Origin of the sequence: Vibrio sp. DW001, from assembly GCF_029016285.1 — a bacterium.
GTDB lineage: Bacteria > Pseudomonadota > Gammaproteobacteria > Enterobacterales > Vibrionaceae > Vibrio.
Map to the genome: position 1 here is coordinate 1,994,575 of NZ_CP091975.1, position 16,491 is coordinate 2,011,065.

Genomic DNA, 16,491 nt, shown 5'->3' on the forward strand with positions numbered 1-16,491 from the left:
CCACTTTATTGATCAAAACCTAAGCTCAGTTCGATGAATTAGGTCATCTTGCAATGGTTTGCCAAGCTCAACAAAATAGGCACTGTATCCTGCTACACGCACAAGCATGTCCGCATACATTTCAGGATTTTTTTGTGCCGCTCTCATTTTTTCTGAGCTCATAATGTTGAATTGAACATGCATACCTTGTTTGGCGATATATTCATCAATAAAACTGACCAAGATATCTCGACCTTCCACACCAGAAACTGCATCTTCAGGGAATCGAAGATTTAACAGAGTACCGTTGGTCGCGAGGCTATGGTCAACTTTTGTCACAGAGTTAACAATGGCTGTTGGCCCATAAATATCGTGAGAACCACCCGCAGTATGAACCGGCCCCATGTTGTCAGAAATAGGTTCTTCATTTTTACGTCCATCTAACGTGGCGTTGGTATACAACCCCATGCCAACGTTTGCATTCACTGTATAGACGCCCGGACTAAACTGACCACCACGCGGATTTTTACGGCCTTTAATATGACGGCAATAGCATTCAAACATAAATGAAAATAGGTCATCGGCCTCGTCTATATCGTTGCCGTAATGAGGAATCTTAGAACTATTAACGAGTGCATAAAGCTTTTCATATCCCTGCCAATTGTTCTTTATGGCCTCTAGTAATTCCTGACCGGTATACTTCTTATCGTCGAAGACCAACTTTTTAATAGTAGAAAGTGAATCGGCACAGGTTGCAATGCCCGCGGCTTGTGGCGCTGTTCCATTGTATTTTGCGCCCCCGTAAGTCATGTCTTTACCCGATTCAATACAGCCTTCAAAAAAAGCTGAAATATAAGGTGTAGGCTTGACCATTCGATGGATCTTATCGGTCACGTTTAAACAACTACATAATTGGTCACACCAATAAGCAAATTGCTTATCAACGCTTTCCAATACCTCTTCAAACGAGTTATACGTTTCTAGACTACCTGTATCGGGACCGAGTTGTTTTCCCGCGTCAGGTCCAGATAAGATGCGACCACCATTGATCACCATCTCCATCATTTTGGCTGTGTTCACATAACCTGCATCAAGCCAACCATGCTCTTTGCCAGGGATCGCTGGTTCTACACAACCTACAACTGCGTAATCCCTCGCTTCTGTTAATGTGACACCTTTCGCTAGCATAGCTTTCGTTGCAGGGCCGTCATTAAATAGTTTCGGGTGCCCGTAACCTGCTCTAATACACTCAATCGTTTTTATCTTTAACTCATAGGGTGTATTTTCATGTAAACGCAAACAGACCCAAGGATTCATCATTCGAGTATGTACAGAAGCTTCTAATATAAGCATTGTTAGGTCATTGGTAGCGTCATGACCATTTGTGTCAACCCCACCAATAGTTAAACTTTCCCCACCAAAACCACGGCCATTTCGTACTTTTACGGTACCTTTGTCTTTCAGTTTGGTTGGATTATTTATTTTTACATAAAGCACTTCAATCAACTCTAGAATAAACGTTTTCGAGACTGGACGTTCTTTTATGTCATTCTCATAGAATGGATATAACCACTGATCCATACGCCCATATGAAATTGAATGGCCGTTACCTTCGATCTGAGTCAACGTGACTGCAAAATTGAATAACTGAACAGCTTGCCAGAAGCTCTGAGGTACACCGCCTGCAATTTGATAACAGTTTGCCGACATATCTTTCAGTTCTTGCTTTCTATTTATATCGACCTCATCGGTAGCCAATTCGTCGGCGAGTTTGGCATAACGTGTGATATATGTTATGGCTGCTTGCAAGGTGATGATAGTGGCCTTGTAATAGTCTCTTTTGTCACTGAAATCTGGGTCTTGCTTAGATAGCTTGGCAAACGACGTTTTTGCTTGTTCTAAAACACCATCGTAACCAAGTGTCATTAGTTTATTAAAATCCATGGCGAAATGGCCAATTCCAGCAAAATGATAGTTGTTTGTCTGGAATACCTTTTCACCCATATGAGACCCTTTCTTTTGGTCGTCATCAAGATGGGCTGTAATTATCTCATTCGCACTTTTTCCTTTCCAATATTCGCAAAGCGCTAGAATTTCTGCCCTGTCTTCATCATCACGGATATAAAACTGGTCGTTTGTCCGTTCTTCAAATGGAGAGTTCAATATTTCATCAATAATCCAATCGACAGAAAACTCAGGATAAATGGGGGAAGCTTTGGCTGGAGCAGCAATTTCACCTACGATTAGTTCGTCATCGTATACATGTATTGTTGTGTTAAGAAGAATATTTTCAAAGGCGTATGCACATTGAAGAATACGCGGTACCGCTTCATGAGTTTTATACGCTTGCGTGACGAGGCGCAATCGTTCTACATCAATCTCATAAGGCCTATCAAGGAAAGTCTGTCGTAATTTATTTACCCTTGGGTACGGTGACCAATCTTCATGACCAACCTCATAGCCCAACCCATAAACCTTATCAAAGTCTTCTGTTCCTCGCGCCAAAGTATGAGCAATTGCATTCATTTTATGCAAACTCTCCTTATCCACCTGGAAGTTGTCCATTGTTTACCTCTTAAATGTATAAAACTGAATTAATTGTCAAATCGATGGAGTTCTCTCGTAATGAACTGGACATTACTTCCCCAGAATGAATAGGTTCATTATACGACACGCTTCATCTCCATCCGAGAGAAATGTCACAAATCGAAACTAAATAGACAAAAAACGACATTATGTGACAGAGGTAATGGTTATTATATTTGTTCAGTCTATAGTGTCCGTGCATTTCCTGTCGGTTCGTTTGACACGGAAGAGCGTTTGCAGAGAAAACCATTCATCGTATTTCAGTGATATCACATTCACTAGATTCAACCATAAGGCGAACTATCGCTTTTTTTTAGGAAGGAACATGGACACCACCATCATATTAGTTTCGATGATCATTGCATTGGCCGGATTTACCCAAGGATTGACCGGGTTTGGCTCTGCATTAGTATCGGTACCGCTACTTTCACTTATCGTAGGTGCCCAAACCGCCGTACCCATTGCTGGCATATTTGGTTGGCTAGTGACATTTCCTATCGTGTGGAAAATGCGTCACTCGATCCAGCACAAGACAGGGTTGATCCTTTTCGTTGGCTCGATTCCAGCCTCATTCGTAGGTGCTAAACTACTGGCTAGTTTGCCGTCGCAATACATTCTACTCACCATGGGTGCAGTGTTGATCGCTTCAAGCTTGCATTCAATGCGCTCAACTAAACCCCTATTCAAGAAAACCTCAATACCCATTACTCTCGGAGCAGGTTTTACCTCAGGAATGCTGGGTGCAAGTGTCGGTGAATCGGGGCCACCGGTGATTGCCTACACCTCAATGCAGCCTTGGAGCGCTGATCAGATAAAATCCACTTTGGCCTTCTTTTTCATGCTACAAATGATTGGTGCCAACATCAGTTTTTGGAATGAAGGACTTATTACGGATGAAGTGTTGTCGCATGTGATGTCTGCGATGCCAGCCTTTGCGATTGGTTTGACAGGAGGCATGATTGGGTATCATTTCTTGCAAAAATACAAAATAAACTACCACCATATAGTGCACTGCTTTTTGTTGTTCATGGGTTGTGCTTTAGTGTTTAAAAATGTCCATTTTTGATCAATTTTGTCACAAATGATAACTAGCGAAAAGAAGCTTGAGATGTTTACTGTTGTTTAATGTTCTGGTTTAGGCGAGTCGATGTTGACTCGCCAGTAGAGGCTTAGCTTTTTAAAATTACAGCAAGGCAAGTAACACCAAAACCATTACCACCCTATTGATGAATGACAACTCACGCTTAGTAAAGCGATAAGCCAGTTTTCTTAATGGTGGCAAGAGTAACACCGCTATAGCTGAACATATCAGAGCCATTTTAGGTTCACCTGATGATACCGCGCCAAAGACAGCAATAAAAAAAAGCACACCAAACATCCAGCTAAATACAACGTAAACACGACTTATCCAACGGCGATAATGACTGATGTGTTTCGTATCACTTAACAATGCATCATCAAAATCAAATTGGTCCCATGTTACAGCTCTCCCCTCTGATTTGTTTTTCTCAATTAGGTCAACGATTTCTAACGCCTTTTTGTTTAGGGATAGTGCCTCTTCTTCACGATCGACCTGCATATATAGATTGGCGAGCGCATCTAAACAGTAAGCGAATTCCTCACCCCAACGCCCCGGTTCTTTCTCACTTGCCACGCGTCTTATCCATAAGGCTTTTCGCTCGGTGATTATTGCCTCTTCTAGCCGATCGCCTTTTTTATAGCAGGTTGCTAGGTTGCTAAGGCTGGTTGCGTAGCTCCGCTCCCATACATTCTGTGATATATCGCGTTCAATCTCTGTAACTTTTAGTGCTTTTTCCGCGCAAGACATTGCCTTCTCAACTTGGTCAATGGCGAGGTAGCACATAGAAAGGCTATCTAGGCTATTAACGTAACTATAGGCCCATAAGCTCGGTGCCTTTTCATATTCAATACTAGTAAGCTTAACGGCTTCACATGATAGAAAGATCGCTTCAGCTACGTTTTCTGATTCGCTATAGGAATAAGCCAGATTCGCTAGAACTTCAGCGTGATACTTTGCCCACTCTTTGGGCGATTGTTGGCATTCAGCTCTGGTTATTTCTAATGCTCTCTCCTCTAGGGCAATCGCATCGTTAAGGTGACCTTGCTTTTTGTAAGACGAGGCCAGATTTGACAGGCTGATTACATAATCTACGGCCCAAACTTTCGAGTCATGGTTATATTGTTCTTCGATCTGACGCAGTAGGTCTTCTTCTATTGCAATGGCTTCTTCACAGCGGCCAACTTTCCCATAAGAGACCGCTAGGTTTCTATTGATACTAACCTTTTTTTCAAGCCACGCCGCTGGCTGAGTAACAGCTTCTTGGAGGACGATGCGCAGTGCCTCTTGCTCCAACTCGATGGCCAATTCATATTGGGTGTTTTTTTTGTAAGCGCTCGCCAGACCAGAAAGCGCAGTAACATGCTCTTCTACCCAAAGTTTGGGGGCCTTATCATATTCTTTACTGCTTATTGAATGAGCCGTTTCTTGTAATACGATAGCTTGTTCTATCTGGCTTACAGAGATATAGGATACGGCGAGGTTATTCAAGATATTAACGTAACTTTTTGACCACACTTTCGGTGAGTCTGTCGCCTCCACCTTTAGAATCGCTAATACCTCTTTGTTCAGAGCAATCGCTTCATCTGCTCGGCCAGTTTGATTATAGGAGCTGGCAAGATTGGTCATTATCTGAGTATGATATTCAATCCACACCATTGGCGTCTTATCATATTCGACTTCACTGATCACATAAGCTTGTTGTTCCATACTGATAGCGTCATCGACACGATCTGTTTTTTTTAGCGTTGCCGCCAAATTAACAAGGCGGGTAAGGTAATCCTTTTTCCATAATCTTGGAGCACGGTGATAGCAAGCTTCCGTCACTTTTAACGCTTGTTGCTCTATTTTGATTGCCTCGTCAATGCGTCCCAAGGTGACATATGAACTGCCCAAATTACCCATACAGGTAATGTAATATCGTTCCCACTCTGATTCTGCGATTTCATACTCTCGCTTACAGATAGATAGAGCGATCTCCTCTAAGGCAATCGCATCATTAAAACGGTTTAGCTTTTTGAATGAGTAGGCCTGACTGAGTAGGTTGCTAACATACAGCTGACCCCATGTGCCCAAAAGGCTTTCATAGTTACGTTTTAATAAAGGTATAAGCGACGCTACAATCCTTAGCGACTCCTCAATACGGCCCGCACTAATGTAGCAAGTAGCAAGATTAGATTGAACCACTGCATCTAACTCACTCACACTGTCTATAGTTTTTTCAGTGAGGGACAACGCCTTCTTATGTAACGAGATGGCCTTAGAAAAATTGCCCACATCTTCATAAGAAGAGGCCAATAACGTTAGCGTTTCTCTGTACTCATTTACCCATGCATCTTTATCGTGTTGATACCCTTCTTCGCATACTGCAAGTAACTCTTCTTCTAATACTATCGCCTCTTCTATACGATTAACGGCGCTTAATGAGATAGCTAGTGCCATTGATTTTTTGTAGGAGATTCTTACCCAGCCTGATTTAGCACTTTGCTTTGCTCTTTTCGCAATAGACGACTCGACCGTCTGATAAAACAAGCGCTCCGAGGTATCTGCACTGTCCAAACTGTCTATCGCTTTATTGTAGAATGGCTGAGCTTTATGCTGCACCTCTACCACGTCCAGAATGATTCTATACATGGTGTCTGTCGCCGCTTCGATTTCGTCGGCGAATCTATCCTGCACCAAATAGTCGAATTGCATCGTTAGGAATGTATGTAATAGAGCATGGCGGTACTGATACTTGCCTTGTTCTCCCATATAGCGCTTTAGAATTTCGTACACTTCTTCAATAATAACGTAGTGCTCTTCGTTCAAGCTCGAATCGCTACCGCCTTCAAGTAGGTGCGTTTTCAACGGGGCTAATTCTGGAGCATTGGAAGCGGCAAGGGCCGCTAAAGAGTTTTTTACTAATGCTGAAGAAAACGGCGTACCCATCACTGACGAGAATAGCAGCGTACTCACCGCTGTCGTGCCAAATTCAGAGAAGTATTGCCTTAATAGATGAAGCCTTTCCTCAAGCACTGCGTAAGCCATTAGGTTAAACGAATGGAAATCTTTGGCATTTGTATAGTGTGAAAGTGAGGCTTTATGTTTCTGTTCAAGTGCAATAAAAGTCTTTTTTATTACTGCATCGAGCTCGCCAACCTGTGGGTTAATTCGCAGCGGTTTGTTTATTATCAACCTAGTCAGTTGCGATCCTTCATGAAACTTGTCATCACATAGAATATTAATCGTTTCTACGGCAAACAATGTATTCACCGTTTTAGACTCGGAATCCGTTAGCTTTGTTACCACCTGTTCAGACAAGGTCTCTATTTGCGTTTTCTCGCCTTGTATCACTTTAGCCATCAGTTCAGCTAGCGATGCTCGATTAAGGCCAGTTAAATGAATATTGGTACAGGCGTGAGAGGCAAGATTACTGACAAGTTTAACCTTCTCACTTCCCGCGACAGCTGCCTTTTTAAATAGTGACTGGGTAAATGGCTTTTCATAGCCCGCGGCGCTTTGTCTTTGCAATACTGTCGCGGCATCGCTGGGCCGTATTGTGGCGATAAGATAAACATCGGCCATACTTAGAAGTCGAGTAGATAAATATTCAGCCGAGATTTCATCTATCCATTGCAGATCATCAACAAAAATAACCAAAGGAAGAGCATGGCTGTTTATCTGCTGTAGCTTAAGTATTGCGGCATCCAGCACCGAAAATTTCTTTTCCTTGCTCTGTTGATGAACGTTATCTATCGAACCAAAGTCATTGCCAAGTACCTTATCTATTCGGTCATCAACCAATAGCCGTTCTCTCGCAGCCTGACCAACATGAACCACTTCCTCTGCGCCGTTAAGAATAGCGCCAATAACCTTGAGCGCACCTTCAGGGCTAGCTGCTTTTTTAATTAACCCTATTCCCTTATCTTTCCAGTCCCGCATAAGTTCAAGCCTAGGGGCTTCGCTAAGGATACTTTTTTCCAATGAACTCAGGCCAGTGTTCATAGATTGATGTCCTACTTCATTCACTAGCCTTAGCGAAATAATCTCTCCTTGCTTTTGAATTTCTTTGATATGTTGATTGACTAGGGCCGTCTTGCCAATACCGGGGTCGCCTGCAATTATCGCGATTCTATTAGTCACGACTGCTTGTTGCTTAGTACCCAGTAATTGCTTGTCACTGTTTTTTGAACGAAAGCGTTGATTGAGAGTAATTAGCTCGTCTTGTCGACCAATAAACAGAGAAGATTTCACCGCAATCGTTGGGATATCACTACTCGGACGCTCCAAAATCGCATAACGTTGAGCAAATCGCCGTTGATCGTCTAGCAGCTCTTTCTTGGATTGAAGCGATTGTTCCACCTTTTGGTAAGGCTGAAAATTTTCGTCACTATATTGATATACTATGGAAAGACCCAAGCTTTTATCTTTTTCATTTAGGTACTTAGCATAGGAAACAACCAAAGATAACAGAGCCAGTGAGTTATCATCTAGCTTGTGTGGGTTGTTGATATAAATGAGTTTGGACTCACCAACAGAGACGGCCAAAAGTAATTTAAACGCCAACGGAAATATGTTGTGTTCTTCGCTTTGCGAAAATGTTTTAAACAGCTTATGCAGTTCTCGCTTCGCTTCAGTGGACAAGAACAGCTCATGGTTCTCTAGGTGATGAGCCATTATTCCACCGAGCCCTGCACTGGACGTGTCTTGAAGCACCGATTCCACTCTATCCAGCAAAAAACCACTCAGATCAAGATGCTCCTGAGCCGAATCGATAATAGAAGAACTAAAAGCATCGCCGATTTCGTTAAATATGAAATCCACACCTTTGTCTAAAAAGCCCCCGGCAAAATCGTTCAGTAATCCACTGGTTCCAAGTGTAACGCCGGCCTTTATCGTCTGTTTGATCACCTGTACATTAGCAATATTTTTCAGGTCATTGCGGAGCAACTGCATCAGGGCTTCAAGAATGACAAATTCAGATGGGTCATCGCCGTTTGCACTGATAACGATAACGTTGGTTTTATCACTATTACTTAGTTTGTGGTTAAACACACTCTGAGCAGAAAACAGAGCGACACCACTCGTGTCGGCAGTGGTTTGCTCATTATCAATGAAACTGTTCAGGTCTGTGCTAGAAAGTTCTATCAGTAACGGAGTAGAGACCGCTCTTTCCAGATCGCTAACATAATTACTATATAACTTTGTTTTTCTCATTAAATGACCAACCCTAAAACTGCCTATTCAAGGGCTAACTTACTCAAATATGTGAAGAATTACTATGTGGAATTGAAGATAAGTCTTTAGAAACGGTGAAAAGTTAGGATAACACTCTTTGGTATTGATTCGCATCTTCCATATGGCCATTTAATTCAGTGTAGTTGCACTGTCTTTGAACAAGATGAAAACCATTCTTAGTTAAAATTTTATTTGACCCAACGTTACTCACAAGTGCAATCGCGTTTACGTATTTAAGCCCTGATGTTTTTGTTAGCAGAGTTAGCAGTTTTCTGACCGCACTAGAGGCCACACCCTGAGATGTATAAGATCTTCCAATCCTATACCCCATTTCTCCGTGTTCGCGTTTATCATCTATACGATGTAAATTTATACGTCCACAGATAGTGCCAATATCATTTTTTATCAACATTGGATACATCAGACCATTATCATACTCTATCAAGAAATCCGAGATCTGCTGTTTAACGCCTGAAAGGGAATAGAAACGGTCTTCACGGGAAGGGACATGTTCTTCAAACCAACGTTTATTATCGACTTCAAATTTCAAAAGTGCTTCGGCGTCTTTCTGGCGAACTAAGTGCAGTGATATTTCCATTATCGCTATCCTAACGCTTAATAGTCGACTTTATACCGAGACATTATATCAACGGTATTTATCGTAGATTCCGTCGATGACGCCTTCTTTTTTAAGTTTAACAATCGCCTTGTTGAACCGAATAACCGCTGCTTTCTTTGTTGGATGAAAACGGATCATCATATCCAATGAATGGTAAGGTTTACTTAGAACAGCTTTGTCTTCTAAATGCTGACTCGTGACCTGATATTGAGCAAAATCTTTGTTCATAAGTACTTGAGAAAGACGACCTGCCACCAACAGTTGGATTAACTTATTTTCATTTTTGACAGGATAAGAACCGATACGTCCGTCTTCAAAGTAAGGAGTATACTTGGGATAATAGTAACCCTTCACGACGCCTATAGTTTCACCTAATAAATCTTCCTGAGAATCTACCTGTACATAACTCTCTTTATTAAACAAAATAATTTCATCCGCCACTGCAAATGGGATGCTGTAAATACCTGGAACACTAGAGTCGCTTCTATAGGCGGGGTTTGTCATCGGTTCAATATGTAATTCGCCAGTCTCGAACAGGTGAAGTGCGCGATTAAAAGGAACCCTTACATACTCAATAGTATCGCCTGTTTCTTGAGACAGGGCTTTGAATATATCTTTGATTGTTCCTGTTCGAGCGTCGTCTTCATTAAAAAAGTACGGAGGAAAAGAACCAGTGTGTAACATTACGCGTAACGTGTCTGCGACGCTGGCATAGGAGAAAGTAGAAGCCAATATGACAATGGCCAATTTTAAATTATTTAGCAGGAGCTTCATTACAATCCCTTTAGTAAGAATTAAGTGAATGCGGATTACCACCTTATTCACCAACTGCATTGATAAGATTGTAGTTTATACAATACGCACAACAGATCAAATGATCTTCTGTGATTTGTAACCGTTTTATGACATAGATTGTCAAGGTCATCATTGTAAAAAACTAAGTTGTATTGGAGTAAGACCTTCTTAGCTGCTGCAAATTATCTTATTCGACACAATGAATAAAAATCGGCTATTGATAGATTAATGATATAAACGCAACTATCGTCTAACGGACTTGCTAGGTTTTATTAAACTCGATCACTTATTTCGTATCCACTTCCATAAGGCAATGACTCCCTCAATCAATACGTAAGATAAACTCATCTTGACTTGTTCTTGGCTAATTCGGGAAAAATCACGGTTGTATTTCTTAATAGCATCAACGGACGTTGCGGCTGTAATTGGACCCCCATCGAGTTCAAAATTCTGATCGATCAAAGCGAGTTTGTCCGCTTGGTAATACTCTGAAATGGTTTCCAAATAGGTAAAATCCGTAATTTGATTATTTGGAAACGTGAAAAATTGATATCTTGGCATTTCTTTTTCCGTCATTTAAACATCACAATTATAAGTAATTAACTTAATAGTCAATTACTTATAATTAATACGTCGCGATTCTACCTTGTAAATTATCAAAATCTTATATTGCCGTCACAAATATGGAAAAAATGCCTATTTGTCGAATGACATTGAGTTTCGGACACATACGATGTTGTTTAAAAAAGGGTTGGTTATGTATAAAGCTCAACGTTAGTAAATAACCATATCAATAACATATAATTATTATCTTAATAAGTTATGATAATTTTTATTAATAGCAATTCTTCCATATACTCTTCTCATCGAAACACGAAACGAAACGAATAATTGGATTACTGGAGAAATTTATGAAAATGAATCACGTTGGTATCATGGTCGGCAATATGGATAAAGCGGTTGAGTTTTACACAAGGGCGTTAGGTTTAGAAATCGTGATGAACAATACGAAAGTAACGGAAGAGCGCGAAACCGCAATTGGCCGCATGTGTATTGCCGTTTTCGGGGAAGGCTTTAAAGGTTTTAACATCGCTCATTTACTGACCAATGACGGTATTGGGTTCGAGTTGTTTGAAATGAAGGAACGTCAAGAGCGCCACGACGTCGATTTCTCTCGTATTGGTATTTTTCACTTCTGTCTTCAAACCGATGATTTCCACGGTGTGATTAAGCGTACTGAAGAATTTGGCGGAAAAGTACGCATGGACATTATGCGATACCACCCTGAAGACGATAACAATAAAGCGCAGATGGTTTACCTAGAAGACCCGTTTGGTAATCTATTCGAACTGTACTCGCACACTTATGAAGAAACTTACGCTGCAGATTACGAGTAATCTAACGTCGTAAATTAAACTAAGAAAAGGATTGGCTTTTTGACAATCCTTTCTACACCAAATCAACGGGTTCCCTATCCAATCAAAAGACGTCGTTCTTAATCCTATTTTTACTGGGTCTGGCTTAGTCGTTTGATGATCTACTCTTTTGCCGCAATCCTTACGCCCAACCAACCTAAAAACAACATAAGGAAAGGAACGGAGGCTAGCGTTATTTCTGTCATAGGCGCATTAACGAATATCTTGGCACCCAATAGGTGCGCTCCAACGTTTAAAACGATGACAGCACCGGCAATGGCAAATAGACGCATTTCTTTCTTAACACTATTCATTCTTATACTCTCCAATTAAAATATTGAGATCGATGACTTCCAACTAATAGATAATCAGTAAGTTAATATTGGTGCTCTGGTAGGTTTTTACTTTGATAACAATCCGCAAATTCATGATTTCTATCTCGGTGTTTTGCTTCGTCTTCACGGATTTTTAAAATAACATCTCTCAACTTCGCATCTGAGGGTAACTGGTAGTAATCAATTGCCATTTGAGGCGCAGATATGTTTTCTACCTTTCCTTCATCAATTCGTGCTAAGTATTCTGTATAGCTTTTACATGCCTCTTCTTCAAAATACCCGACTATTCTATGAGCGATTTTTGACGATAAAATATAGATTGTACTGTACAAAACAATGAAAACAGCCTGCCCTATTAAAACCAATAATCTTTCTATCCAGCTTGGTTTCGCAATATTCAAGAAAATCATTAAATGCATCCTCTCATTTTCTGCTTCATCTAATAGCTCTTTAATCCATCCTTGGTCATCTTTCATTCTTCGTAGCGCTTTAAGATGGTTGAACATACCCGCAACCATTCCCGGTACCGCTGCAATGGTTTCTAAAATCACCGCACGTTTAGCATATTTGTCCCCATAGAATAAATTAAGTAAAAACTTAAGGTATTGAGTTATTCGATAAGCGACATGCTCTGAAATTTTTGTCGCATCTCTGTGCGTAAGTTGAAAATCTTGCATTACAGTATTAACCAAGTATGGGCTCAAGTCGGTACCTTTCGATCATAAAATAAGTACAACCAGAGCCTCTTTTAACGTTGCTCGATTATATCAATGGTTCGTCGTTCTATAATAGATACAGAAACTAGACTATTATGTATAACAGACAATATAAGTACCACTACCTAAGTGAAGTCCATTGGCTAAATATATAGAGCTTGCAGAACAGATTAAAAGTCAAATTCAGAGCAACGTCTGGGAAATAGGCGGTAAACTCCCATCATTGCGAAAACAAACTGAGTTATCAGGACTTAGTTTAATGACGGTAATGAATGCCTACCAATTGTTAGCGAATCAGGGTTGGGTGGTGTCTCATTCTCGTTCAGGTTACATTGTTGCGCCTCAGGTCGAAGATTTTCCGATCCTATCTCACCAAAAAGACCCGCAGATAACTGAATCTGTCGATATCAATGATTTTGTATTTGATATCTTGCAAGCCAGTCGAAAAAAAACAATGACCAATTTTGGATTTGCGTATCCAGATCCAAACCTTTACCCTCAAAATCAAGTCAACAAGTCTTTGATTCAAGCCGCACGAAAGATGCCCGCGTCACATGCCCTAGATAATCTTCCGCCAGGCAATGAAACCTTGCGCAAAATAATCGCGAAACGATATGCCGCTCAAGGTATGAATATCAACCCTGAGGAAATAGTGATCACAGCTGGGGCGCTGGAAGCACTAAACTTAAGTTTACAAGCAGTAACACAAGCCGGTGACTGGGTTGTCGTTGAGTCTCCGACATTCTATAGCGCTCTTCAGTCACTAGAAAGATTGAACCTACGCGCGCTTTCTATCAATACACACCCTAAAGAAGGGATCGATCTTGATTCCCTCGAAAAAACACTTGAAACGCACAAGGTTAAAGCATGTTGGTTAATGACTAACTGCCAAAACCCATTAGGTTTTACGCTATCCGATGAAAAGAAAATTCGTCTCGTTGAATTACTTACAAAGCACAATGTCCATCTGATAGAAGACGATGTTTACAGCGAGCTCTACTATGGTGGCACTAAACCACGACCTGCAAAAGCTTATGACAACAAGGGTATGGTTCTACATTGTTCTTCTTTTTCTAAATCGCTCGTCGCAGGATTTCGTATCGGATGGGTAGCCGCAGGAACTCGTGCATTACAGATTCAGAAGATTCAGTTAATGAGTACATTATCCACAAGTGCACCCGTTCAATTAACACTCGCTAATTACTTATCTACTCGACATTATGAAACTCACTTGCGTCAGTTGAGGAGAACGTTAGAGCAGAGAAAATTTCAAACTTGGCAGTTATTACGAGACCACTTCCCAAAAGAAGCCAATGCATATTACTCAACGGGTGGCTATTTTATATGGGTTGTGCTTCCCGAGCATGTTAATGCTACCGAGCTTTATAGACTCGCTCTGCAAGAAAATATTAGCATTGCTCCAGGAGAAATGTTTGCAACAAATCAGCAGTTCATCCATTGCTTTAGATTGAATGCTTCACTAGAGATATCTGACAGCGTTATATTGGCAATCAAACGATTAGGGTCGCTTTTAGAGACATTAATTTAAATTCTGGCGTCGTCATAGTGCGCTAAGTACAACAACTACGGTTCACCTCATCGTCCCTGACTTTTATCGGCTTCAATATCATGGTTTGTTGTTTGGAATTAGGTTGTCTAAGGCGAGATTTAACTCACTGAGCAAATCGGATAACTGAGCCATCGATTCCAAACCGATTTCATCAGCAAGTCGTAAAGCAAACGTCCCATGATGTGGGCTTATTTTTGCAATAGACTCTAAACCTTTCTCGGTGGGCTTAAGTAACATGGCTTTTCGATGAGACGGATTCGATATCGATTCAAGATACCCGTCATCTATCAACTTGGTACTTGTTCGTTGCACACTCTGCCTTGTAATTCCCATTTTACGAGCGATATCAGCCTGAGTCCGTGGCCCATCAAGCACGGCTCCTAGCACTTGCCAGCGTGTAGCAGTTATGCCTGCAGGCGCGGCTAATTGCTCCGCAACTGTGAGGAATTTTCCATTCAATGCAAATATAGTTAACGCGAGCGAACTCAGTTCTTTTTTCGGGTCGGTCATTTAGAATGCTCCTCCATTAGATTATAAAAACCCATGGGATCTTGATGCTGAAAAAGCATGAGCCATGAATCGAGAGTGGTTTCCGAGTACAAATCTAGTTTACGAAAGATCTCAACGGCAAACTCTACAGGGGCAAGGCCACTCGCTGTAATTAAATTGCCATCTGTTATAGCCGGTACTTCCGAATAGTTTTCACTACCACTATAGTGCTCACCGTCTAAAAACGCTTTTGCGTTGCTTGTATGGCGTAACTCATTTAATAAGCCTGCACCTGCTAGTGCTGCCGTTGCCCCACAGATAGCGGCAACAGGCGTTGCGTGTTTTAAGAAACTATCTGCACAGGTTACAAAGTCGTCTATCCCTCCAGTTACAGCGTTGTCAGAACCGGCGAGAATCAAAAGTTGGCTATCTTCCGGGGATAGTTGATCCAAAGACATATCAGGAAGAATCTGAACCCCACCTTTTGTTCTAATTGGTTCTAACGTCATTCCGACCGTTTTAACTTCGTATGCATTAGGATTCTTTTGGAAGTCAGGACTGTTGATATGAGCAATAACATATCCAAACTCCCAATCCGCCATTGTGTCATACACACATAAATGTACCGTTTTCATTTTTGATCTCCTTACATAAGGAAAGCATGCTGTCATTATGTAAGCATGCTGTCAATATACTTTCATAATTAGTTGGACAAAATATGAAGCGAATAATGCTACAGTCAATTTGTATCAAGTACTATCGAGCTTAAGCGCTCTTTTTTAACTTCTGATGATAGAAATAATGATATGACGAATACTTTGTATAAGGACATTTGTAATAGAAAGGTGGCCTAGTCTTAATTGTCGTGATTAATCTTTTCGATCTCACCACTATTCTTCATTTGCTGTAAAACATAAGTAATCTTAGAAACTAGATGAGCGTGTCGCTTGTGAAGGTAGTGGTATAACTCTAATGTGTGAAAGGGTGGATCCAACCTGACTATATCTTTCAACTGTAAACGTTCAATCAAACGCTCTCCTTTTATACCCATGATGATCACACTATTTCTATTAGCGTCGAGTTGCCTGATAAGGTTTTCATAGCTTGAGGACGGTTGAATTTTGATACGATAAATAGATACTGCATTCTCTATAAAATAAGTCCCTCTAATATAGCCGAGTGTATGATTCTCAGGAAAATCTTCCCAATTTTTAACCGAAAACTCATTCCCTTTTTTTACGAACAAGTACATTTTTTCAGTTCGTATCGGTACATCAATACGAATAAGGTTAGGGTATTTTGATTCTATACCTTCAACTCTATAAACTTCACCATCAGTTTCCCCAGAATTTGCATAAAACAGACTTCTTTTTCCAGGAATCTCTTTGATTTCTATGTCAATTTTGACTTGCCGATAAGCCTGATGTAAAACTAGTGATACAGGAACAACCGCGCCTATATTAGTCATTGCAGAAAAAATCAGTTTTTCTTGGGCACATACAGGTGTACCAAAAAAAAAGACAAAACATAGAAAATAAAGTCTTGTATGTTTATACATACCATATTACTAATTTTTATAGGCCAGTTATTAAAGTCTAGCATATAAATCTACGCTACATGTTGCCCAATAATTGGTAGGTATTTACTACTATCAGTAGATAATACCATCTATATTAGTATTATTTCGTT

Annotated in this window: 13 protein-coding genes; 3 read left to right on the forward strand and 10 right to left on the reverse strand. The window is 40.7% G+C overall.

What is annotated here, in order from left to right; genetic code table 11:
• Positions 1-12: 12 nt before the first annotated feature.
• Positions 13-2,544 carry a formate C-acetyltransferase/glycerol dehydratase family glycyl radical enzyme gene (locus L3V77_RS09180; protein WP_275133865.1) on the reverse strand — a complete coding sequence of 844 codons (2,532 nt, stop codon included), beginning with the start codon at positions 2,542-2,544 and terminating at the stop codon, positions 13-15.
• A 346-nt stretch (positions 2,545-2,890) separates the two neighbouring features.
• Between L3V77_RS09180 and L3V77_RS09185 the strand changes: the two genes are divergently transcribed.
• A complete protein-coding gene (locus L3V77_RS09185; RefSeq protein WP_195703351.1) occupies positions 2,891-3,631 on the forward strand; it encodes a sulfite exporter TauE/SafE family protein in 741 nt (246 codons plus the stop codon).
• A gap of 117 nt (positions 3,632-3,748) precedes the next feature.
• On the opposite strand, the gene L3V77_RS09190 is transcribed toward L3V77_RS09185, so the two are convergent.
• The 4 genes from L3V77_RS09190 to L3V77_RS09205 form a co-directional block, all read right to left on the reverse strand.
• Entirely contained in the window at positions 3,749-8,842 is a 5,094-nt protein-coding gene (locus L3V77_RS09190; RefSeq protein ID WP_275133866.1) for a tetratricopeptide repeat protein, read from the reverse strand.
• A 103-nt stretch (positions 8,843-8,945) separates the two neighbouring features.
• Positions 8,946-9,461, reverse strand: coding sequence for a GNAT family N-acetyltransferase (locus tag L3V77_RS09195; RefSeq protein ID WP_275133867.1), 516 nt, complete (start codon positions 9,459-9,461; stop codon positions 8,946-8,948).
• A gap of 48 nt (positions 9,462-9,509) precedes the next feature.
• Entirely contained in the window at positions 9,510-10,256 is a 747-nt protein-coding gene (locus L3V77_RS09200) for a transporter substrate-binding domain-containing protein (RefSeq protein WP_275133868.1), read from the reverse strand.
• Positions 10,257-10,559: 303 nt separating this feature from the next.
• Positions 10,560-10,838, reverse strand: a complete 279-nt coding sequence (locus tag L3V77_RS09205) for a hypothetical protein (RefSeq protein ID WP_275133869.1) — start codon at positions 10,836-10,838, stop codon at positions 10,560-10,562.
• A gap of 350 nt (positions 10,839-11,188) precedes the next feature.
• Between L3V77_RS09205 and L3V77_RS09210 the strand changes: the two genes are divergently transcribed.
• On the forward strand, positions 11,189-11,674 hold the full coding sequence (locus L3V77_RS09210) for a VOC family protein (protein ID WP_275133870.1): 486 nt from the start codon (positions 11,189-11,191) through the stop codon (positions 11,672-11,674).
• Positions 11,675-11,814: 140 nt separating this feature from the next.
• On the opposite strand, the gene L3V77_RS09215 is transcribed toward L3V77_RS09210, so the two are convergent.
• Together L3V77_RS09215 and L3V77_RS09220 are read right to left on the reverse strand one after the other, a co-directional pair.
• Positions 11,815-12,006, reverse strand: coding sequence for a hypothetical protein (locus L3V77_RS09215; RefSeq protein ID WP_275133871.1), 192 nt, complete (start codon positions 12,004-12,006; stop codon positions 11,815-11,817).
• A gap of 62 nt (positions 12,007-12,068) precedes the next feature.
• A complete protein-coding gene (locus tag L3V77_RS09220) occupies positions 12,069-12,704 on the reverse strand; it encodes an alternative oxidase (RefSeq protein WP_275133872.1) in 636 nt (211 codons plus the stop codon).
• Between the two features lie 178 nt (positions 12,705-12,882).
• On the opposite strand from L3V77_RS09220, the gene L3V77_RS09225 reads away from it, so the two are divergent.
• Complete coding sequence (locus L3V77_RS09225; protein ID WP_275133873.1) at positions 12,883-14,292, forward strand: PLP-dependent aminotransferase family protein; 1,410 nt, start codon at positions 12,883-12,885, stop codon at positions 14,290-14,292.
• A 78-nt stretch (positions 14,293-14,370) separates the two neighbouring features.
• On the opposite strand, the gene L3V77_RS09230 is transcribed toward L3V77_RS09225, so the two are convergent.
• From L3V77_RS09230 to L3V77_RS09240, 3 genes are all read right to left on the reverse strand, one after another.
• Positions 14,371-14,823 carry a MarR family transcriptional regulator gene (locus L3V77_RS09230; RefSeq protein WP_275133874.1) on the reverse strand — a complete coding sequence of 151 codons (453 nt, stop codon included), beginning with the start codon at positions 14,821-14,823 and terminating at the stop codon, positions 14,371-14,373.
• Entirely contained in the window at positions 14,820-15,437 is a 618-nt protein-coding gene (locus L3V77_RS09235) for a DJ-1/PfpI family protein (protein WP_275133875.1), read from the reverse strand. The genes L3V77_RS09230 and L3V77_RS09235 overlap by 4 nt, the downstream gene beginning before the upstream one ends.
• A 221-nt stretch (positions 15,438-15,658) precedes the next feature.
• Complete coding sequence (locus L3V77_RS09240; protein WP_275133876.1) at positions 15,659-16,360, reverse strand: transporter substrate-binding domain-containing protein; 702 nt, start codon at positions 16,358-16,360, stop codon at positions 15,659-15,661.
• Positions 16,361-16,491 lie beyond the last annotated feature (131 nt).